The organism is Kitasatospora sp. NPDC003701 (assembly GCF_053587085.1).
The window spans coordinates 21819-41513 of record NZ_JBSFNM010000033.1 but is presented as its reverse complement, the minus strand read 5'-3'; the positions used below and the strand labels follow the sequence as shown (position 1 = coordinate 41513).

Genomic DNA, 19695 nt, shown 5'->3' with positions numbered 1-19695 from the left:
GTCGCACGGGCGGTGGCACTGGCACAGTGGTTCCGTCGATCGCGTCGGGGGGCCGCTGTGACGGATCTGTGGGTGGGCCGGGGGCAGGGCGGCGGGACGGTCGAGCCGTCCTTCCCCGCCGGGGACCGGACCCTGCTGTTGACCGTGCGGGGCAGGCCCGGGCGGTCGCTGACGCTGCGGGTCTCCCGGCCCTCGGCCGACGCACCGACGGAGGTGGTCTTCGACGGCGCGGGCGGCAGCCTGCTGATCCCGCCGGGGTGGCGGCCGGCCTTCGCCGAGCTGTCGGTGCGGCACCGGGGCGAGTGGACACTGCGGCTGCGGGAGACCGTGGCCGGTCCGCCGAGCGACGCCGTGCCCGGTCCGCCCGCCGACGAACAGTTCGACGCCTTCCGGGTGCCGGACGGGGCGCACGCGGGCCGGGGGAAGGGCTCGGCGGTGTTCGCGCGGCCGACGCGGGGCCTGGCGGCGGTGCTGGAGTTCGGCTTCGACGAGCTCGTCGAGCGCAACCGGGTCGGTCTGGAGATCGAGGGACCGCGGGGCGACCGGCGGACCGACTTCCACCTGGTCACCGCCGTGTCCCCGCAGCGCGTGCTGTTGTGGCACACCGACGACACCGCGAACCTGCCGAGCCTGCGGGTCCGGGTCGAGGCGCAGGGCCCCTGGTGGGCGCGGCTGCTCGAACCGGACCGGGTGCCCCGGCTGGTGGACCGGACCGAGGGCGAGGCCAATGACGTCCTGCGGTACGACGGACCGCCCGCGCTCCTGTGGTTCGCCCTGCCACGGGACAACGATCATCTGCTGGTCGGCAGTTCGGGCGGGTGCCTGCGCGGGGTGAGCCTGCGCCACTCGCGCTACGACGACCGCACCGGGATCGACCTGATCGGGGGCGGCGAGGGGGCGGAGCTGGTCGACGTCCGCAGCAACGGCCGCTGGGAGGCGCGGGTGCATCCGATCGCCGAGGCCCGCGGCTTCGGCGGGACGGTGACCGGGCGCGGTTCCGAGGTGCTGCGCTGGACCGGCCGGAGCGGGAGCGGCGACGGGCCGGGACGCGTCGCCCTGGCGAGCCTGGCGCCGCGCGACGCCGGCGGATCGGTGACCGCCGACTCCCTGACGGAGGACCTCCGCCGGCTCGACTTCACCTCCGCCTTCTCGAAGGACGGCGCGCCCTCGGTCCTCCACGAACCGCTCACCCCGGGCTGCCTGATCCGGGTGTCGGACACCTCGTACTCCGGCTGGCGGCTGCAGGTGGACTGAGCGGGCACCCCTGCCCGCTGTCGCCCCCCCGGGCCGCCAACACCCGCCGCCGCGCGCCCTGTTGGGCGTGCCGCCGCATCGGGGCACCCCTGACCCGCCGACGTCCCGGCATCGCTCCCCCGGGCCTTCTTCCCACGGCCGCGCTTCGTCGGCCGGGTACGCGGAGCACAGGTCCGACGCCGCCCTCCCCGGGAACGCCTCGGGCTCCTCAGCCTTCCCTATAGGCCGTGTCGATTTGCCTAAAGCCCTTAGGCAAATGCATCATCGATTCTGTCGAACGAAAGGGATGGGCATGGGACGCGTAGGGCTGACCACCGAGCGCCTGACGCGAGCGGGCGCGGAGCTGGCCGACGAGGTCGGCTTCGAGCAGGTGACCGTCTCGGCACTGGCCAGGCGGTTCGACGTCAAGGTCGCGAGCCTGTACTCGCACGTGAAGAGCTCCCAGGACCTCAAGACCAGGATCGCCCTGCTCGCCCTGGAGGAGCTCGCCGACCGGGGCGCCGACGCGCTGGCCGGCCGGGCGGGCAAGGACGCCCTGGTCGCCCTGGCGGACGTCTACCGCGACTACGCGCGGCAGCACCCCGGCCGCTACGCCGCGACCCGGCTGCGGCTCACGCCGGAGGCGGCGGCCGCCAGCGCCGGCGGCCGGCACGCCGAGATGACGCGGGCGATCCTGCGCGGCTACGACCTCACGGAGCCGGACCAGACCCACGCCGTCCGCCTCCTGGGGAGCGTCTTCCACGGCTACGTCAGCCTGGAGCTGGCCGGGGGCTTCAGCCACAGCGCCCCCGACTCCCAGGAGTCCTGGTCCCGGGTCCTGGACGCCCTCGACGCCCTGCTGCGGAACTGGCCCGCACCCTGACCCGCCCTCGTCCGGCGCAGGCTCGGACCGGCCGCCCCGGCGCCGGGTCCGAAGCCTCCGTCACCCCTGAACCACAAGGTTGAAGCACATGCACACCACCCCCCGCCGCTGGATCACCACGCCCGTCACCGGGGAGCTGCTGCGCGGCGCCCTGGACCTGGAGCGGACCGAGCACGGCCTGCTGCCGCACCGGCTGCCCGCCCGGGCCCGCGCCCAGAACACCGACGGACAGCTGGCCATGGCCGAGGCCCAGCCCTCGGGCGTGCGGCTGGCCTTCCGCACCCGCGCCACCGCGGTGGAACTGGACACCCTGCCCACCAAGCGGGTCTACCCGGGCGCCCCGCCCCGCCCGGACGGCGTGTACGACCTGCTCGTCGACGGCCGCCTGGCCGGACAGGCCCGCGTGGCCGGCGGCAACACCCTGACCATCGACCTGGCCACCGGGTCCGCGCAGCTCGGGCCGGGCCCGGTCGGCACCGCCCGGTTCCCCGCGCTGCCCGAGGGCGTCAAGGACGTCGAGATCTGGCTGCCGCACAACGAGACCACCGAGCTGGTGGCGCTGCGTACCGACGCCCCCGTCGAGCCGGCCCCGGACCACGGCCGCAAGACCTGGCTGCACCACGGGAGTTCGATCAGCCACGGCTCCGACACCGCGAGCCCCACCACGACCTGGCCGGCGCTCGCCGCCGCCCTCGGCGGCGTGGAACTGATCAACCTGGGCCTGGGCGGCAGCGCCCTGCTCGACCCGTTCACCGCCCGGACCCTGCGCGACACCCCCGCCGACCTGATCAGCGTCAAGATCGGCATCAACCTCGTCAACACCGACCTGATGCGCCTGCGCGCCTTCACCCCGGCCGTCCACGGCTTCCTCGACACCATCCGCGAGGGGCACCCCGACACGCCGCTGCTCGTCGTCTCGTCCATCCTGTGCCCCATCCACGAGGACACCCCCGGCCCGAGCGCCCCCGACCTCGCCGCCCTCAGCACCGGGCAGCTCAGGTTCCGGGCCACCGGCGATCCGGCGGACCGGGCGGGCGGAAAGCTCACCCTGCGCGTCATCCGGGAGGAGCTGGCCCGCATCGTGCGGCAGCGGGCCGCCGAGGACCCGAACCTGCACCACCTCGACGGGCGCGAGCTCTACGGGGAGGCGGACTTCGCCGAGCTGCCGCTGCCCGACCGGCTCCACCCGGACACCGCCGCGCACCGCCGCATCGGGGAGCGCTTCGCCGCGCTGGCCTTCGCCCCGGGCCGCCCGTTCGCCGCGCGGCCCGCGCACTCCTGAGCCGTCCGGCTCCTTCCGGGGCGGACGGCACCGCCGCCCGGCCCGGAAGGAGCCGGACGGCGGAAGACCAGGTGTGCCGGACGGCGGCCGGCCTCCGGCTCGCCGCCGGCCCACGACCGGCAGGGCGCGCCCCCCGCAGCGCCCACTGCACAGGTGCCCCCGGCCCGGTCGGCACCGGACCAGGCGGCCCCGCTGTGCGGCGGAGTGCTCAGCCGCCGCTCTTGCGACGGAAGTTGCGCTTGCCGCCGACCGCGCCGTGGGCGCCGTGGATCTTCGAGTCACCGTTCGGCCCACCGGCCGAGCCGCCGGCCTTGGTGCCGTGCTTGCGCTCCAGCGCGGCAAGGAACCGGGCCTTGACGTCGTCCTGCGCGGCGGGCGCCGCGGCGGCCTGGTCGGCCTCCGGGCTCGCGGGGTTCTCCGGGTTCTCGGGCTTCTCGGACGACGTTGATTCGCTGCTCATACAGGACCTCCTGGAAAGGGTGATGCCGGTTGACGGCTTCACGCACACCTTGTCACGTCCGACCGACCCTTCCGCACCGCCGGTGCCGGTCGCACCCGGTCGGAGGCCGCACACCCCCCTGGAACGGGGCCGCATGACCGGGTGCGAGCGCCGGTGGGCAGGGGCGAAAACAGGGTGCGCGGGAGGCGGTGCGCTGGAAGCATGCCGACCATGACTCCGTCCGATGCCGCTCGTGACTCCCTGGAGGGCCTGGCCCTCGGTGACGCTTTCGGGGAGCGCTGGTTCCCGCTCTTCCGTCCCGCCCGGGTGGCGTTCGACGACATCCGGGCTCGCCGGATGCCCGAGGAGTCGCCCTGGCACTGGACGGACGACACCGCGATGGCGCTGTCGGTCCACCGGGTCCTGACGGTGTACGGCGCGGTCCACCAGGACGACCTGGCGGCGGCGTTCGCCGCGACGTATCGCGCCGACGCCTACCGCGGCTACGGGCACGGGATGCATCAGCTGCTGCCGAAACTCGCCGAGCAGCCGTCGAGTTGGCGCAGCGAGGCGCGGGAGCTCTTCGGCGGTGAGGGCAGTCTCGGCAACGGGGCGGCGATGCGGGTGGCGCCGCTGGGCGCCTGGTTCTGCGAGGACCTGGACGAAGCGGCGGAGCAGGCCGCGTTCTCCGCCGAGGTGACGCACGCGCACCCGGAGGGGATCGCGGGAGCGGTGGCGGTGGCCCTGGCGGCCGCCCTGGCCGCGCGCAGCCGCGACCGGCCCGCGCCCCCGGCCGCGGCGCTGCTGCGCGAGGTGGCCGACCGCACTCCCGACGGCCAGGTCCGCGCGGGCCTGTACCGGGCGGCCGGACTCCCCGCGGACACCGAGCCCTGGCGGGCCGCCGATCTCCTCGGCAACGGCCAACGGATCCGCGCGAGCGACACGGTGCCGTTCGCGCTGTGGTCGGCCGCCCGGCATCCGGACAGCCTGGTCGACGCGCTCTGGACCACCGCCGAGGGGCTGGGCGACGTCGACACCACCTGCGCGATCACCGGCGGCACGGTCGCGGCGCGCACCGGCCTGGCCGGTGTCCCGGAGGCGTGGCGGGAGCGCCGCGAGCCCCTGCCCGACTGGGTCGCCGCCGCCTGACCCACCCCCGCCGAAGGCGCACCGCCGACCGGGGCGCACCGCCCGATCGAGAGACGGACCTCGACGGCACCCGCTCCCGAGCCCGACTGCTCGGCCCCCAGTCGGGAGATTGCATCAAGTCACCTACAGCACAGAAGAGTTCGTCTAGCATGGGTGGGTCTACCAGGGGGAGGGACGGCGCGATGACCTATGCCGGCGAGCTGCGGCTGACGGATGGCAGCGGGATCTGGGTCGAGGTGTCGGACGGGGAGGGATCCGGGCTCGATCGTGTCGGGCGAGCGTCATCGCTGGCACGCGCAACCTCCGAGACGCTCCAGGACGCGATGAGCCACCTGCGACCAGCGCTGGACGTCATCGCGGACGGCCTGCGCGACATGGCCCACGCTCCGGACACGGTGCGCGTCGACTTCGGCATCAAGTTGTCCGCCGAGGCCGGCGTCGTGGTGGCCCGGGCGGCCTCGGAGGCCAACTTCACGGTCAGCGTGGAGTGGCGCCCGGGGGCCGGGGGACGGGCTTGAGTCTGGCAGTGACGCCGTCCTCGGGGGGTGAGGTTCTCACCGCCGGCCTGGTCCGTATCCGCTCCCGGTCCGGCGAGGTGGTGGGTGCCGGGTTCCTGGTCGACTCCGACCTCGTCTGCACGTGCGCCCATGTCGTCGCCCAGGCGGTGGGAGTCTCCGAGTCGACCGAGCAGGCACCGGTGGACCCCGTCTCCGTGGAGTTCCCGCTCCTGCGTGACGGGAACGGAGCCGCGCCCGGCTGCCTCTCCACCGTGGAGGTGTGGCGCCCGGTGGCCGCAACGGACGGCGACGATGTCGCGTTGTTACGGTTGGAACGGTCGGTTCCCGGCTCCCGTCCGGTACCGCTGGTGGACGGCGACAAGGTGTGGGACCACCCGTTCCGGGTGATGGGCTTCCCGCACGGTGCCGAGGACGGGGTATGGGCGTCGGGCAGCCTGCGCAGCCGTCAGGGCGCAGGCTGGCTGCAGATGGAGACCGGTGCCACGGGGCAACGCATCGCCCGCGGGTTCAGCGGCTCCCCCGTGTGGGACGAGACCCGGGGAGGCGTCGTCGGAATGACGGTCGCGGCCCAGCGCGGCACCGGCTCCACCACCGCCTACCTGATCCCGTCCGCCGCCCTCCTCGACGAGCGGTTGCTCCCACCCCGGTGCCCGTTCCCCGGCCTCGCCTCGTTCAGCGAGGCGGACGCCGACGTCTTCCACGGCCGGCAGGAGGACATCGAACGGATCCTGGCCGCCGTCGAGCAGCGTCCGCTGACCCTGGTGGTCGGGCCCTCGGGCTGCGGAAAGTCCTCCCTCGTCCGCGCCGGACTGGTGCCGCGACTCCGGAACGGCCTGGCCGCGACGGTCTCGGAGCTGCGCGCCGTTCCGGGGGTCCGCGCTCCCGCGGTGGTGGCCCAGACACTCGCTCCGCTGCTGGGGGCCGATCGAACCGCCGTTGAACAGGTGCGGGCCGTCGCCGATCTCACCGACCTGCTCGCCGACCGCCTGGACAGTCCCGACCCGGGGCTCGACGAGTTGATGGCCGGGCTGCGCGCACAGATCCTGGAAGCGGTCGGCGAGGACAGCCTCGTGATCTTCGTCGACCAGTTGGAGGAGTACGTCACCGCCGATCCGTCGGCGGCCGGCCGGCTGATGCGGCTGCTGGTGTCGCTCTGCCGACCCGCCACCGGCACGGTGCAGCGCCCCGCGCTCAGGATCGTGGCCACCGCACGGCCCGAGTCCCTGGACGTGCTGGTCGATCCGGCCAACGTCCACCTGCTGAGCACGGCGACCCAGTACTTGGCCCAGCTGTCCGCGGAACAGCTGCTGGAGGCCGTCACCGCGCCTGTCGTCGGCGTACCCGGTCTCGAGTTCGAGCCGGGGCTGCCCGCTCGCATCGTCGCGGACGCCGCCGACGAGCCCGGGCGGATGCCCCTGGTCCAGTTCACGCTGACCCGGCTGTGGGATCTCCGGGACGGGGCCTCACTCACACACGCCGCCTACGACGGATTCGATGGCGTCGCGGGCTCCCTGGTGGCCTTCGCCGAGGAGTGCATGCACAGCCACCTCGGCGAGAACGAGGAGGATCTCGCACGAAGACTGTTCACGCAGCTCGCCCGACCGCGCGAGCGGGGTGGGTTCTCCCGCCATCCCGCCAGACTGGCCGCCCTCGACCCGGCCCTTCGGGAGCTGGCCCTCCGGCTGATTCCCACCCGGCTCGTCGTGCTGAGCCGCACCGCCGGGGGCGAGGAGATCGTCGACCTCGCCCATGAGGCCCTGATCACTCTCTGGCGCAGGCTGGAGAAGTGGCTGGAGAACTCCCGGGACTTCCGGCTCTGGCAGGAGGAACTGCGCGCGGGCCTCGGTCGGTGGGAGAACCACCAGAAGGAGCCGGGCCAGCTCCTGCGTGGAAGAGCCCTGGTCAGGGCAACGAGCTGGTTGGCCGACCGTCCCGAGGACATCGCGCCCGACGAGGCGGCGTTCATCGCGCTCAGCCGCCACCGCCACCGGCGCGAGGTCCGGGTGCTTCGCTCGATCATTGCCTGCCTGCTCGCGCTGCTCCTCCTGTCCGCCGGCCTGACCGCCCTGGCCCTGAACAACAGCCAGGAGGCCGAGGCCCGGTTGCGGACCCAGGCGTCCCGCCTGCTCGCCACGACCTCGGACCAGCACGCCACCGACGACCCGGCTGTCGCCCTGCAACTGGCCCTCGCCGCGTGGAGCAGCGGCCCGACGCTGGAGGCCTACGGCGCGTTGCTGCGCGAGTACACCCGGGGACAGCGGCTCTCCGCCAGCCGCCCGGGTCTGTGGCCGGGGCGTTTCCAGAAGATGTTCGTCCCGCCCGGTGCCGGGACAGCCGTGGTGTTCTCCATCGAGGGCACGGACGACTACCGGGTCACGGTCGTGTCCGGGCTGCTCGACGGCGCCGCCCGCCAACGCCCGCTGAACGACGTGCCCGCGGACATCCGCAACGCCCCGGCCAACGCGCTGAGCCCGGACGGCCGATGGTTCGCCTCCATCGACAAGAGCCTCCGCGTCAGGCTGTGGGACCTCGACAGCACCGGCCCACCACGGATCTTCGAGGAACTGCCGAAGTCCGATGCCAAGCTCGCAGCGAGTCCCGGCCTCTTCTTCAGCAGCGACGGGAGCCGGTTGCTGCGACGGTACGAGACCTACGAATCGGCCGAGACAACCGGTGCGAACCCCGCAACGCCCTGGGTCTCCGTGTGGGAGACCGCCGACGGACGGCCCGTCCCCACCGCGCCGGACCTGCTGCGCGGAAACTCTCACTACCTGGCCTTCGCGGGCGAGGGGGACCGCATCATTCTTGAGGGCGGTCCGTTCACCGGGGAACCGGCGGTGGTCCGCGACATCGCTTCCGGCCAGGACGTTCGCACCTTCGAGGCCTCACCCCAAGGCGTCACCTCCATTGCCGCCAATGGCGCCTGGGTGGTCGTGGACGACAGCGGCGGCAAGGGGGGCCCCGCCCGAGCCTTTCCCACGGGCGCGGGTGACGACCGGGAGACGGTTCTGCCCTTCGGGCTCGACTCCCTCGACCTCACCGGTGAGTACCTCCTCCTGACCCGGGACAACAAACAGGGCGGCTACCGCGAGATCTCGGTGACCGAGGTACGAACAGGTCGGGTCCACCGGGGCCGGATTCCAGCGACCACGGACGACAGCTTCGGCCTGCAGCACGCCTTGGCGGTGGTCCCCCGGCCCGATGGCACGGTCGCGCTCCTGCTGCCGACCGCCGACACCCTGCTGACCGCCGTCGCCGTGCCGATCGACGGTGCGAGCCGGCTACCCCGCAACGACACCGACACCCGCGGAGCCCTGGCCCCCGACGGCAGGTGGCTCGCGGAAGTCGGGGAAACCACACTGACCGTCGCCGACACGGCCACCAATGCCAGAAAGTCCGTCACCTACACGACGCAGCAGAAGAGCTGGGAGAGATCGGAGCCGTTCTGGTCGGCGGACTCCCGATGGATCGTGCTGGAGCAGCCCGACGGCACGCTCGCGGCCTTCGCGGCCGACGACCCCGCCGGCAGGCGGATCACCCTTGTCTGGGAGGACGGCGACGCACCCGCCCGCAAGAAGGGGGTGGAGTCCGTCGAAGCGCTGCAGGGCAGCGAGATGGCCGTCCTCACCACGGACGGCAGACTTCTCCTCATGGACGTGGCCACCGGGCGGCGGATCGCCCCGCCCCTCCAGGTGGAACGCAAGACCACCGAGCAGCTCACCAACCCCTTCAACAGCTACGGCCAGCTCCGCGCACGCCCCGGGCACGCCGACGAGATCGCGGTGGTCACCAGCTCCGGTCGGCTCAACGGCACCGTGGAACTGTGGAACATCCGCACCGGCTCCCGCGTCCGGTCGTCGACCGTCGGGGAGCTCGGGAGCGTCGGCACCCCGGCCGGAGCACGGCGGAACCTGGTCTTCACGCCGAACGGCGAGGAGCTCTTCACCAGCCACCCGGACCACACCGTCCGGCACTGGGACGTCGGCTCCGGGAGCCTCAAGGAGCGCCCGCTCACCTCGGCGGCAGCGGACCTGGGCGTCCCGCTCGCCACGGGCCCGGGCAACCGGCTGATCACCTACAACCTGACCGCGTTGCAGCTCTGGGACCTGCCGACGGGCAGGCCGATCGCGACCGTGCCGCTCATCTACCAGCTCGCCGTCCTGGTGGTGGGCGACCGTCTCCTCGTCGCGGGCGACGGTTGGTTCCAGGACCTCGACCTGCGCCCGGACGAGATGGCCCGCTCACTGTGCAGGGCCGCGGCGCGGGACTTCACGCCGAGCGAACGGGAACTGCTCCCCGCGGGGACGCCGGGCGGCCCACCGTGCGACGCCATCGACCGGGGCTCGCGTGACCGCCCGACGGCGGGCGGCTGAGGCGGTCTCCCTGCCTCGCCGGTGGGGCCGGTGCCGATCACTCGTAGGGGCGGAGGCCGCTCGGTGGCCTCCGCCCCGCTCTGCTGAGCGCGGCCGTCAGTGGTGCCCGGTCAGGTGGGCGAGGGTCTGTGCCGCGCTGTCGGGGGCGAAGGCGCCGGCGATGCCCTCGGCGGCGCCTTCGGCGGCTTCGGCGGAGCGGGGCAGCATGGCGGTCTCGTACGCGGTGACGGCGGCGTCGACGGTGGGGCTGTCGAGGACGGCGCGGGCGAGGTCGGCGCCGTCGAGCATGGCGAGGTTGGCGCCCCTGCCGGAGAAGGGGGACATCAGGTGGGCGGCGTCGCCGAGGAGGGTGACGCCGGGGGTGCGGGGCCAGGTGTGGGGAACGGGCAGGGCGTACAGGGGCCGGTTGACGTAGCCGGTGTCGGTGTCGGTCAGGAAGCCGAGCAGGTCGCCGCTCCAGCCGGCGAACTCCTGGAGGAGCGCCGCGCACACGGCGCCGGGGTCGGTCAGGTCGAGGCCGGCCCGCCGGTACCACGTCTCGTCGGTGCGCAGGCCGGCGTAGACGCGGATGTGTCCGCCGCTGTTGCGCTGGGCGATGAAGCCGCGGTTGTCGTCGAGGGCCATCATGGTGCCGTTGCCGGTGAGGGCGGCGAGCCGGGGGTGGCGGGTGTCGGCGTCGTCGAGGCCGGTCTCGACGAAGGTGACGCCGGTGTAGACCGGCCGGGCGTCCGACAGGAGCCGGCGGACGGTGGACCAGGCGCCGTCGGCCCCGATCAGGAGGTCGGTCCCGGCGGTCGCGCCGTTGGTGAAGTGCAGGCGGTGGGTGCCGTCACCGAGCGGCTCGGCCCGCTCCAGCTTGTGCCCCCAGCGCACGGTGCCCGGGGCGAGGGAGTCCAGCAGGAGGTCGCGCAGTTGGCCCCGGTCGATCTCGGGGTTGCCCTCGGTGGTGGCGGTCTCCGGCGGGGCGGCGTCGAGGAGGACCTCGCCGGCCCGGCTGACCAGACGCAACTGTCCGCCCTCGGGGCGGGCCAGGGGGAGGAAGGCGTCCAGCAGACCGGCCTCGGCCAGGGCGTGCCGGCCGGCGTCGGGGTGCAGGTCGAGGGTGCCGCCCTGATTGCGGGCCGTGCGGGAGGAGTCCAGGTCGTAGACGGTGACGGGGACGTCGTGGCGCTGGAGGATGCGGGCGCAGATCAGACCGCCGGGACCGGCGCCGACGATCGCGATGCGGGGCGTGCTGCTGGTGGGCATGGGAGGGCCTTCCTGCGGGCGGCTCGGGACCGGGGTGGACGCGGGGTCGGGGCTGGGGCTCGCCGACCGCACCCCCACAAAAGCACACCGACCCAAAAAGTGCAACGACACAACTTTTTGGCTTGTGCACTTTCCTGTACGATGCCGCTATGGATGCCACCGTCGGACGCCGCGAACGCAAGAAGGCCGCCACCCGTCAGGCCCTCGCGGACGCCGCCCTGAACCTCTTCCTCGAACACGGCTACGACCGGGTGACCATCCGGGACGTCGCCGAGGCCGCCGACGTGTCGACCACGACGCTGCTCAAGCACTTCCCCGGCAAGGAGGCCCTGGTCTTCGACCAGGACACCGACCGGGAGGCCGGTCTCGTCGCGGCCGTGCGCGACCGGGGGCCGGACCGGTCGATCCCCGGCGCGCTGTGCGCGTACGTCAAGCGCGCCCACATCCGCGCCCCGGACGCCGACCCCCGGTTCCACGCCTTCTCGGAACTCGTCAGGACCACCCCCGCGCTGAGCGAGTACGCCCACCGGATGTGGATGCGGCACCAGGACGCCCTCGCCCGTGCCGTCGCCCGGGCGACCGGCGCCGCGGACGACGACCCGCGCTGCGCCGCCCTGGCCCGGTTCGCCCTGGAGGCCTCGGCCCTCGCCCGCGACTCCGACGACCCGGCGCGGGCCCTCGACGCCGCCTTCGACCTCCTCGAACACGGCTGGAGCACGGGCCGGTAGGGCGGCGGCGCCCACCCTGCGGGGGTGGCACGGGCGATCCACGCCCCGGCTACGGCTTCCACCGTGACGGTTCCCGCGGTTACTGCGAGAGCTACCTCCCGACCAGCTACTGGACCCGGCCCGTCACCCACCCCGGCCGGTGGCGACCGTCGGCCGGGATGGGTGACGCCGGTCTCCGGGGCCGCCCCGGAGACCGGCGCCGCGCCGTCGCGCGGGCGCACGGTGCCGCGCCGGTGCCCCGGCAACGGATCAGGCGTCCACGGGCTGCCAGGCCGGGCCGTCCCCGCCCTGCCGGACGCGCCCGAACACCACGTCCGCGAAGTGGACGCCGAAGCCGATCGTGCCGGGCTCCGCCAGCTCGGCGACCAGGCGTCGGCGGTGGTCCGCGGTCAGTGCCCGGTCGTGATCGAAGCCCGAGGACCAGGCGGGGTGGTCGATCTGGATCGGCGAGTGCACGGCGTCGCCGAAGGCGATCAGCCGGCGCCCGCCCCCGGTGATGACGTACTCGGCGTGCCCGACGGTGTGGCCGGGGGTGATCCGCACGCGGACGCCGGGGAAGACCTCCTGCCCGTCCGTGACGGTCCGGACGCGCGGCGCCAGGGCCGCGACCTGCTCGGCGGCCAACAGGTCGCGCCGCTCCCACTCCGGCTCGGCGATCAGGTGGTCGGCGTGGGCGAACGCGGGCCGGTCACCGCCGGGGGCGGGCAGGCAGGCCCAGCCGAGGTGGTCGGCGTGCAGGTGGGTGAAGGCCACCGCCTCGACGTCCTCGGGCCGGCGGCCGAGTTCGGCCAGGCTGTCCACGAGCGCACCGCCGCGGATCGTGGCGAGGGGGCCGTCCGGCGCCTCGTGCGCCTGCGGGCCGAAGCCCGCGTCGATCAGCAGCGCGCGGTCGCCGTGCTCCACCAGCAGGGCGCCGACGCTCCCCACCAGGTGGCCCTCGGCGTCCAGGTACTCCGGGTGCGCGGCCCAGACCTCGTCGGTGGAGTCCTGGAGCAGCGCCGACGGCCGGAGCCGGACATCACCGTCCGGCACGTACGACACCTTGGTGTCGCCCAGCCGTATCGAGCGGATTCCCGCCGGCCGGTTCAGCCGTCCGCCCTGAGCCACCGTCACGTCGGCCATGAGTTCTCTCCCGTGCTTCGTCGTCAGGTCGTCGCGGCGTCTCCCGCGGCGACGACGCCCACCATATGCATCAAGTTCGAATCATTCAAGCTGCAATTATATTGGCTTGACGAATTTGCTAGAGTGGTGGCATGACGACGTCACCCGAGCGGCAGGCCATCGCCGAGCGACAGCTGTGCGGCCTGGTGAACGGGCTGGCCCAGCGGATCGGTGAGCACGTACGCGTCCGCGCCGCCACTCTGGGCCTCACCGCCTCCCAGGCGACCGCGCTGCGGGAGATGAGCGGGCCGATGACCATGCGGGAGCTCGCCGAGCGCATGAGCTGCGAGCCCTCCAACACCACCTTCGTCGTCGACAAGCTGGAGAAGCAGGGCCTGATCGAGCGCCACCCGCACCCCACCGACCGCCGCGCCAAGCACCTCGTCCTCACGGCCGAGGGCACCGCGCTGCGCGAACGCCTCCTCGGCATCCTCGCCGTGGACTCCCCGGTCTCCGGCCTCACCGCGCAGGAGCAGCAGGTCCTGCGCGGTCTGCTGGAGCAGGCCATCACCTCCGCGTAGGCCGGACGGAGGCACCGCGGCCGAAGGAACGCGGGCCTCCGCACCCCGGCCGGACCCCCTCGGGGAGGTCGTTCAGCCGATGGCGGCGAACCGCTCCAGCAGACCGTCCAGCGCGCGCTCGCCGAACATCTGCGTCAGGCTCGCGGCGGACTCGGCGGCCGAGGCCGCGCTGCGCGGGAACAGGGCCTCCTCGTACGCCCCCAGGGCGGTTTCGGTGTCGCCCGGGTGGGCGGCGACCGCCAGACCCAGCTCGGCCCCGTCCAGCATCGCGAGGTTGGCGCCCTCCCCCGCGAAGGGGGACATCAGGTGCGCGGCGTCGCCCAGCAGCGTCACCCCGGGCGTCCGGGCCCAGCGGTGGCCGATCGGCAGGGCGTGGACGCGCCGCCCGACCAGCGCGCCGTCGGCGTCGGCCACCAGGGCCCGCAGGCTCTCGTGCCAGCCGCCGAAGTGCGCCAGGACGGCCTCCTTCGCGGCGGCGGTGTCGGCGAAGTCGATGCCGTCCAGCCAGTCCTCGGCGACCTTGAGGGCCGTGTAGACGTGCAGGCTGCCGTCGCTCTCCCGGTGGGCGAGGAAGCCGTTGCCCTCCCCCAGGGAGAAGAAGAAGCCCCCACCGATCAGGGCCGCCGCGCCGCGGTGGCGGGTGTCGGCCTCGTGCAGGTCGGCCTCGACGAAGGAGATGCCGGTGTAGGCGGGCGTCGCCGTGGAGAGCAGCGGGCGGATCCGGGACCAGGCGCCGTCCGCGCCGACCAGCAGGTCGGTCGTGACGGCCGAGCCGTCCGCGAAGCGCACCTCGTGGCGGCCGTCGCCGAGCGGGCGGGCACCGGACGCCTTCCGGCCCCAGCGGACCGTGCCGGGTGCGAGCGAGTCGAGCAGCAGGTCGCGCAGCCGGCCGCGGTCCACCTCGGGGCGGTCCCCGCTGCCGTCGTCCTCCTCGGCCAGTCGGACGGCGCCGTCCGGGCCGACGATCCGCAGCGCCTCGCCGCCCGGATGGACGAGGTCGAGGAACCGGTCGTGCAGACCCGCCGTGCGCAGTGCGCGCTGTCCCGTGTCGCCGTGGATGTCGAGCATGCCGCCCTGGGTGCGGGCCTCCCGGGAGGGCTCCAGGTCGAAGACGGCCGCGGCGATGCCGTGCACCTGCAGGACGCGGGCCAGGGTCAGGCCGCCGAGGCCGGCGCCGACGATCGCGACGGGGTGGTGGGGGGTGGTCATGGTGGGCTCCTCGGTCGTGGCGGGGGCGGGGTCGACCGCCCTTCCCCTTCACGGTAACGAACATGTTCGTCAAGAACAAGCTCCTGACGAACATGTTCGTCGCGCCTCCACGCCGACGGAGGCGAGCCTGTTCGTCGCGCACGCCGGCGACGGCGAACTTGTTCGTCGCGAACGCGATCGTTACGCTCGAACGCGTGACCTCGCGCTCCCCCGCCCCCCGCAGCCGCCGTGAGCGGCCCGCCAAGCCCGCCCTCACCTACGAGGGCATCGTCGACACGGCCGTCCGGGTCATGCGGGCCGAAGGCCTCCAGCGCGTCACCATGCGCCGCCTCGCCCAGGAGCTCGACACCGGCCCGGCCTCGCTGTACGTCTACGTCGCCAACACCGCCGAACTGCACGCGGCGATCCTGGAGGAGCTGCTGGGCGCCGTCGACCTCGGCCCGGCCGGCACGCCGGGCGACTGGCGCGAGCGGCTCGCCGCCGTCCTCGGCTCGTACACCCGGGTCCTGTTCCAGCACCCCAGCCTGGCGCACTCGGCGCTGCTGGCCCGCCCCTCGGGGCCGAACTACCTCGCCCTCGTCGAGGCCGTCCTCGCCCTGCTCCACGAAGGGGGCGTGCCCGACGGCCAGGCCGCCTGGGGCGTCGACGTCCTCCTCCAGGTGGCCACCGCGATCGCCGCCGAACAGGCCGGCCGCGACCACGACGCCCGCGCCGAGGACGAGCACGGCGCGCTGACCGCCGCGCTCCGGGCCACCACGCCCGAGAGCCACCCGCGGATCACCGCGCTCGGCGCGGACCTCCTCTCCGGCACGCCCGAGCAGCGCCTGGCCTGGATCCTGCGCACCGTCATCAACGGCACCCTGGTCACGCCCCGGCCGGAGGCCTGACCCCGGAGGACTGACCCCGGAAGCCCGACCCCCGGCCGGCCGCGCCGACCGGGGCGCACCTCCCGGCCGCAACGTGCCCGGGGGAAGGCGGAGTTCGCCGTTCGGCGCCCGACGGCGGGCCGCGGCGGACCGGTCAGGGGCGGCCGATGTCCCGCGCGAGCTCCAGACCCAGCACCCGGTCCAGGGCCGCGAAGGTCTCGAAGCGGGCGCCGTCCGCGCACTCCGACGCCGCCCGGACGCGGTGCAGCAGGGCGAGCACGGCCGGGGTGTCCAGGTCCCCGGTGAACGCGGCCGCGGCCTCCCGGCGGATCTCGTCGGGGACGGGCTTCGAGGGCGTCCAGGCCCAGTCGGCGACCTGCCGGCGCCAGTCCCCCAGGGTGGCGGCCGCCTCGGTCAGCTCGCGCGGCCCCGCCTCGGCCGGCTCGCGGTACGGGCGGGCGAGCAGGGCCAGCCGCAGGGCCGTGGCGTCGACGGCGCCGGAGCCGAGGGCCGCCGCGAGGTCGCCGCCCCGGTCGGGCCCGGCGGGGCCCACCGCGAGCCGGACGCCCTCCGCGGCGCCGGACCGGTCGGCGCCCGCCGCCAGGACCTGGACGTCCGGCGGGCCCCCCAGCGCCCCGGCCAGGTCGCCGGGGCCGGCGACGGCCGCATGGGGGTGGATGCCGAGGGCCGCGGCGGCGCGCTCCAAGCCGGCCGCCCGCTCCCCGGCGGCGTGGTCCGGCAGGACGAGGACCCGCACCACCTGGAGACCCTCGATCTCCGCGACCCGTTGCAGGAGGTCGCCGACGAGCGCGGCCCGCAGGTCCCCCGCCCCCGTGCGAGCACCGGCGCAGGACAACCGGACGCCGACCCGCAGCAGCATCCGGCGCCCGGGCGGGACTCCGGTGCTCCGGCCGGTGCGGGCGTCGTACACGCTCAGCGCGGGCTGCCGGCCGCCCGTACCCTCCCGGGCGACCTCCTCCAGCCGCAGCGCCGGCCGGTCACCGAAGGCCGCCGCGCCGCTCACCGCGCCCGTAGGGATGCCCTGTTCGTCCGCCACTCGGCCACACCTCCTCGGCGAGGCCATCCTCCTCCCCCGGCCACGGCGCCGCCACCGGCCGTGCCACGGGCGCGCGGGCGCGCGAGCGGGCGGGCGCGCGGGCGCACCGGCCGTACCGCGCCACCCCCGCCGGGAGCGCCGCCCCGGGTGGGGTCGGTCCGCCCCGGGTGGGGTCGGTCCGCCCCGGGTGGGGTCAGTCCGCCACGGCCGGGGCGTCCGCGCCGAACGCCCGCTCGGCGGCGGTCATCACCCAGAGCGGGAACTGCTCCACGGGGATCGCCGGCGAGGCGGGGAACCCCGGGCGGATCGACGCCTCGGGGAAGAAGGCGACCTGGCACCGCCGGCACAGCCACCCGGCCTGCCACACCCGGGTGTGCAGCTGCCGGCGCGCCTCCTCCTCGGGCGAGGCGGCGGCGGGCGCGGCAGGGCGGCGGCTGCGCTTCACGACCTCCACGATCGCGGCGATCGCCAGCAGGAACAGGGGGAGGACGAACGGGCCCACCAGGTAGCCGACCCGGTAGGCCGGGTCGTAGCCGGCGAGGTCCGTCCGGTTGCGCACCAGCGAGAGGATCCCGAGCAGGCCGAAGACCGCCGCCAGGACGGACAACGAGATCGCGGCCCCGCTCAGGCCCTCCTCGGCCGGCCGGGGCCCGGGCGGCGGTGCGAGCAGCGCGCGCGTCGGCCCGGCGAGCGGCCGGGTGGTGTCGGCGAGGGCCTGCGACACCGCGACCGACTGGTCCGGCGCGGCGCACTGCGGGCAAGGGGCACTCATCGTGCGGTTCGCTCCTGAAGCGTTGGTGTACTGAACGGTGAACGCGTAGTACAGCACAGGAGCCTGACCCCCCGTCCCGCCGGGGCGGACGACCGGTGCGAAGGCCGCCGGCCCGCGGCCGGGCCGCCTCGAACAGGCCTCCTGGGATGGGCGCGTGACGCGCTGCTTCGACCCCACGTCCGTGCTGCGCTCGACCACCGGGAGACGTTCCAGGGGCGCCGGTCGGACCGGCACCGGCTGAACGTGCCCGGGCCGTTCTACGGCGGTGGGACGGACAACTGCCTGACGGGCCGGATCGCCGCGCCGGGGCACGTGCTCTACGACGGCGAGCGGTTCGGCGAGTTCGTCCGGCGTCAGCCCCGGAACCCCGCCGGGACCCTGCTCGTCGTCGAGGCGGTCGACGGCGACCCGTGGGGCGGCTACGGGTTCGACGGCGACCAGCACTGGACGGCGCGGGCCGTCCGGGAGTGGTGACGGGACCGGGCCCGCGTGCTGGAGCACCCGGCCGCCGGGCGCGGCGACTGGGAGAGCACCGACGCGTCCTACCGGCAGGGCACGGCCGCCGCCGTCCGCGCGTTCGAGGCCTGCCTCGCCGACGGACTGGAGCAGGACCTGCGGATCTACCTGTACTGGCTGGCCGAACGCCGCTCCCCGGCCGGGGGCGCCGCCCTGCCGTCCCTCCAGGGTCGGTCGTGCGGACGGGCCGGGGCGGCCCTACCGCCCCGGCCCGCCCCGATCGCTACGACGTGCGGCCGAAGCAGCGCTCCAGCTCGTCGAGGTCGTAGAAGTAGCTGCCCTTGGAGACGGGCGCGCAGCCGGGCCGGAACGCGGTCTGCTGCTCGTTGTAGAGCATCCGGACCAGGTACTTGTTGCCCTTGCGGTACAGGTCCCACTGGATGTTGGCGCCCATCGGGGCCACCGTCGCACCGCGCCAGGCGTTGCCCGCGTACGAGTAGGGGGACGCCTCGGTCACCTGCGCCGTGCTGCCGGGCAGCTGCATCAGCGCGGCGAGCGGGATGATCTCCTCGGCGTGGGTGAAGCGCAGTTCGGCGGCCAGGCCGCCCGTTCCCGCCCGCCGGTCCTCGACCTTGCGGAACAGGTCGTCGAGGAGCACCCCGGCCATCTTGTAGGTGATGTCCTGGCCGGAGAAGCCCGGGCCCTTGGTGTAGAACTCCTCGGCGTTGTCGAGGTAGCCGAACCAGGCGGCCTCGTCCGGGCCGATGTAGCGGCCCAGGTGCCAGTCGCCCTCGTCCGTGAGGTCGGCGGTGACGGCGTACAGGTTGAAGACGGCCTGCGCCGCGTCCACCTCGTTCCCCGCGAAGGGGTAGGCGCCGGCCGCGAGACGGTCGACGAACGGCTTGGTGAAGGTCCGCTCCAGGACGTGCCGGGCCGCCTCGTGGCTGCGCGGCTGGTCCCGGACCGCGGCCAGGGTGGCGGCCAGCCGCTGGTCCTTCTTGACGTAGTCGGTGTAGTCCTTGTTCACGGCGGACTTGTGGAAGTAGAGCAGGTCGGTGTCGGTCCTGGCCGGGTCGACGGCCTTCGCCAGCGCCGGGTCCCCCTCCAGCAGGCCCTTGGTGAACTCCGTCCCCGAGTCGACCGCCCGCGGCTGGCCCGAGCTGACCACGTCGATCCGGTCCCGGCCCGCCGGGTCACCGGCGCCGTCGGCGATCCGGTGGAAGAGGCCGGGCAGCCGCTGCTCCATCCGCTCGGCGGTGTCCTGGAGGGCGCGCCGGCCCTGACCGGTCAGGGCTCCGTAGCCCACCTTCGCATTGGCGTCGAGCAGCGCCCGCACGTCGGGGCCGAAGCTCCTGCCCCGGCGGGTCAGCGCGCCCTCGTCGGCGGCCTGCTGCCAGAGCTTCAGCAGGAGGTCGCCGTCCTCGCTGTCGCTGAGCGCGCGGGCGCCGTGCCGGGAGACGGTCTGGGTGAACACCGCCGAGTAGCCGGCCGGCGCCTGCTGCAGGCTCCGGACGCTCTGCAGCGGCCGGTAGGGCGCCTTGGTGGTGGCGCCCGCCGGGGTGGCGGAGGCGGGGCCCGCGACCGGGCCGCCGTGCGCCTGGGCGGGAGCGGCGACCGCCACCGACAGCAGCGCGGAAGCGGCCAGTGCCACGGCGGAGGTGAGAGTGCGTCGCATGAGGAGTCCAGGGAGTCGCTCGGAGTCGGAGAGCCGGGCCGATCCCACTCGATCCGCGTGGCCGCCGGGCATCCTGCGCATGTCAGCCCGGTGCACAGGCCGGCAACTCGGCCCTGCCGGGGCGG

Annotated in this window: 17 protein-coding genes; 10 read left to right on the top strand and 7 right to left on the bottom strand. The window is 74.6% G+C overall.

Going from position 1 to position 19695, the window contains the following annotated elements; all coding sequences use genetic code 11:
- The first annotated feature begins 57 nt into the window (after nucleotides 1-57).
- The 3 genes from ACWDRR_RS26910 to ACWDRR_RS26900 all read left to right on the top strand — a co-directional run bounded on the left by ACWDRR_RS26910 (nucleotide 58) and on the right by ACWDRR_RS26900 (nucleotide 3398).
- Entirely contained in the window at nucleotides 58-1254 is a 1197-nt protein-coding gene (locus ACWDRR_RS26910) for a hypothetical protein (protein WP_449774813.1), read from the top strand.
- Between the two features lie 292 nt (nucleotides 1255-1546).
- Complete coding sequence (locus tag ACWDRR_RS26905) at nucleotides 1547-2116, top strand: TetR/AcrR family transcriptional regulator (RefSeq protein ID WP_449774812.1); 570 nt, start codon at nucleotides 1547-1549, stop codon at nucleotides 2114-2116.
- An 88-nt stretch (nucleotides 2117-2204) separates the two neighbouring features.
- Nucleotides 2205-3398 carry a GDSL-type esterase/lipase family protein gene (locus tag ACWDRR_RS26900; RefSeq protein WP_449774811.1) on the top strand — a complete coding sequence of 398 codons (1194 nt, stop codon included), beginning with the start codon at nucleotides 2205-2207 and terminating at the stop codon, nucleotides 3396-3398.
- Between the two features lie 208 nt (nucleotides 3399-3606).
- On the opposite strand, the gene ACWDRR_RS26895 is transcribed toward ACWDRR_RS26900, so the two are convergent.
- A complete protein-coding gene (locus ACWDRR_RS26895; protein ID WP_449774810.1) occupies nucleotides 3607-3858 on the bottom strand; it encodes a DUF5302 domain-containing protein in 252 nt (83 codons plus the stop codon).
- 210 nt (nucleotides 3859-4068) lie between these two features.
- Here ACWDRR_RS26895 and ACWDRR_RS26890 point away from each other — a divergent pair, with 210 nt between their 5' ends.
- From ACWDRR_RS26890 to ACWDRR_RS26880, 3 genes are all read left to right on the top strand, one after another.
- A complete protein-coding gene (locus ACWDRR_RS26890) occupies nucleotides 4069-4986 on the top strand; it encodes an ADP-ribosylglycohydrolase family protein (RefSeq protein WP_449774809.1) in 918 nt (305 codons plus the stop codon).
- Between the two features lie 182 nt (nucleotides 4987-5168).
- Nucleotides 5169-5504, top strand: a complete 336-nt coding sequence (locus ACWDRR_RS26885; protein ID WP_449774808.1) for a CU044_2847 family protein — start codon at nucleotides 5169-5171, stop codon at nucleotides 5502-5504.
- Between the two features lie 8 nt (nucleotides 5505-5512).
- Nucleotides 5513-9877: an nSTAND1 domain-containing NTPase gene (locus ACWDRR_RS26880; RefSeq protein WP_449774807.1), complete on the top strand. Its 4365-nt coding sequence runs from the start codon at nucleotides 5513-5515 to the stop codon at nucleotides 9875-9877.
- Nucleotides 9878-9973: 96 nt separating this feature from the next.
- Here ACWDRR_RS26880 and ACWDRR_RS26875 read toward each other — a convergent pair whose 3' ends face one another.
- On the bottom strand, nucleotides 9974-11125 hold the full coding sequence (locus ACWDRR_RS26875) for an FAD-dependent oxidoreductase (protein ID WP_449774806.1): 1152 nt from the start codon (nucleotides 11123-11125) through the stop codon (nucleotides 9974-9976).
- A gap of 149 nt (nucleotides 11126-11274) precedes the next feature.
- Here ACWDRR_RS26875 and ACWDRR_RS26870 point away from each other — a divergent pair, with 149 nt between their 5' ends.
- Nucleotides 11275-11853 carry a TetR/AcrR family transcriptional regulator gene (locus tag ACWDRR_RS26870; protein WP_449774805.1) on the top strand — a complete coding sequence of 193 codons (579 nt, stop codon included), beginning with the start codon at nucleotides 11275-11277 and terminating at the stop codon, nucleotides 11851-11853.
- A 249-nt stretch (nucleotides 11854-12102) separates the two neighbouring features.
- On the opposite strand, the gene ACWDRR_RS26865 is transcribed toward ACWDRR_RS26870, so the two are convergent.
- Nucleotides 12103-12975, bottom strand: coding sequence for an MBL fold metallo-hydrolase (locus ACWDRR_RS26865; protein ID WP_449774804.1), 873 nt, complete (start codon nucleotides 12973-12975; stop codon nucleotides 12103-12105).
- 131 nt (nucleotides 12976-13106) lie between these two features.
- On the opposite strand from ACWDRR_RS26865, the gene ACWDRR_RS26860 reads away from it, so the two are divergent.
- Nucleotides 13107-13535 carry a MarR family winged helix-turn-helix transcriptional regulator gene (locus tag ACWDRR_RS26860; protein ID WP_449774803.1) on the top strand — a complete coding sequence of 143 codons (429 nt, stop codon included), beginning with the start codon at nucleotides 13107-13109 and terminating at the stop codon, nucleotides 13533-13535.
- A 72-nt stretch (nucleotides 13536-13607) separates the two neighbouring features.
- Here the strand turns inward: ACWDRR_RS26860 and ACWDRR_RS26855 are convergent, their stop codons facing one another.
- Nucleotides 13608-14744 carry an FAD-dependent oxidoreductase gene (locus tag ACWDRR_RS26855; protein ID WP_449774802.1) on the bottom strand — a complete coding sequence of 379 codons (1137 nt, stop codon included), beginning with the start codon at nucleotides 14742-14744 and terminating at the stop codon, nucleotides 13608-13610.
- Between the two features lie 194 nt (nucleotides 14745-14938).
- Here ACWDRR_RS26855 and ACWDRR_RS26850 point away from each other — a divergent pair, with 194 nt between their 5' ends.
- Complete coding sequence (locus tag ACWDRR_RS26850; RefSeq protein WP_449774801.1) at nucleotides 14939-15631, top strand: TetR/AcrR family transcriptional regulator; 693 nt, start codon at nucleotides 14939-14941, stop codon at nucleotides 15629-15631.
- A 133-nt stretch (nucleotides 15632-15764) separates the two neighbouring features.
- Here ACWDRR_RS26850 and ACWDRR_RS26845 read toward each other — a convergent pair whose 3' ends face one another.
- Nucleotides 15765-16667 (bottom strand): hypothetical protein, encoded by a 903-nt coding sequence (locus ACWDRR_RS26845; protein ID WP_449774800.1) that lies wholly within the window; start codon nucleotides 16665-16667, stop codon nucleotides 15765-15767.
- A gap of 193 nt (nucleotides 16668-16860) precedes the next feature.
- Nucleotides 16861-17439, bottom strand: coding sequence for a hypothetical protein (locus ACWDRR_RS26840; protein WP_449774799.1), 579 nt, complete (start codon nucleotides 17437-17439; stop codon nucleotides 16861-16863).
- A 243-nt stretch (nucleotides 17440-17682) separates the two neighbouring features.
- On the opposite strand from ACWDRR_RS26840, the gene ACWDRR_RS26835 reads away from it, so the two are divergent.
- Nucleotides 17683-17913, top strand: a complete 231-nt coding sequence (locus ACWDRR_RS26835; protein WP_449774798.1) for a hypothetical protein — start codon at nucleotides 17683-17685, stop codon at nucleotides 17911-17913.
- A gap of 265 nt (nucleotides 17914-18178) precedes the next feature.
- On the opposite strand, the gene ACWDRR_RS26830 is transcribed toward ACWDRR_RS26835, so the two are convergent.
- Nucleotides 18179-19570, bottom strand: coding sequence for a histidine-type phosphatase (locus tag ACWDRR_RS26830; RefSeq protein WP_449774797.1), 1392 nt, complete (start codon nucleotides 19568-19570; stop codon nucleotides 18179-18181).
- Between the last annotated feature and the right edge of the window lie 125 nt (nucleotides 19571-19695).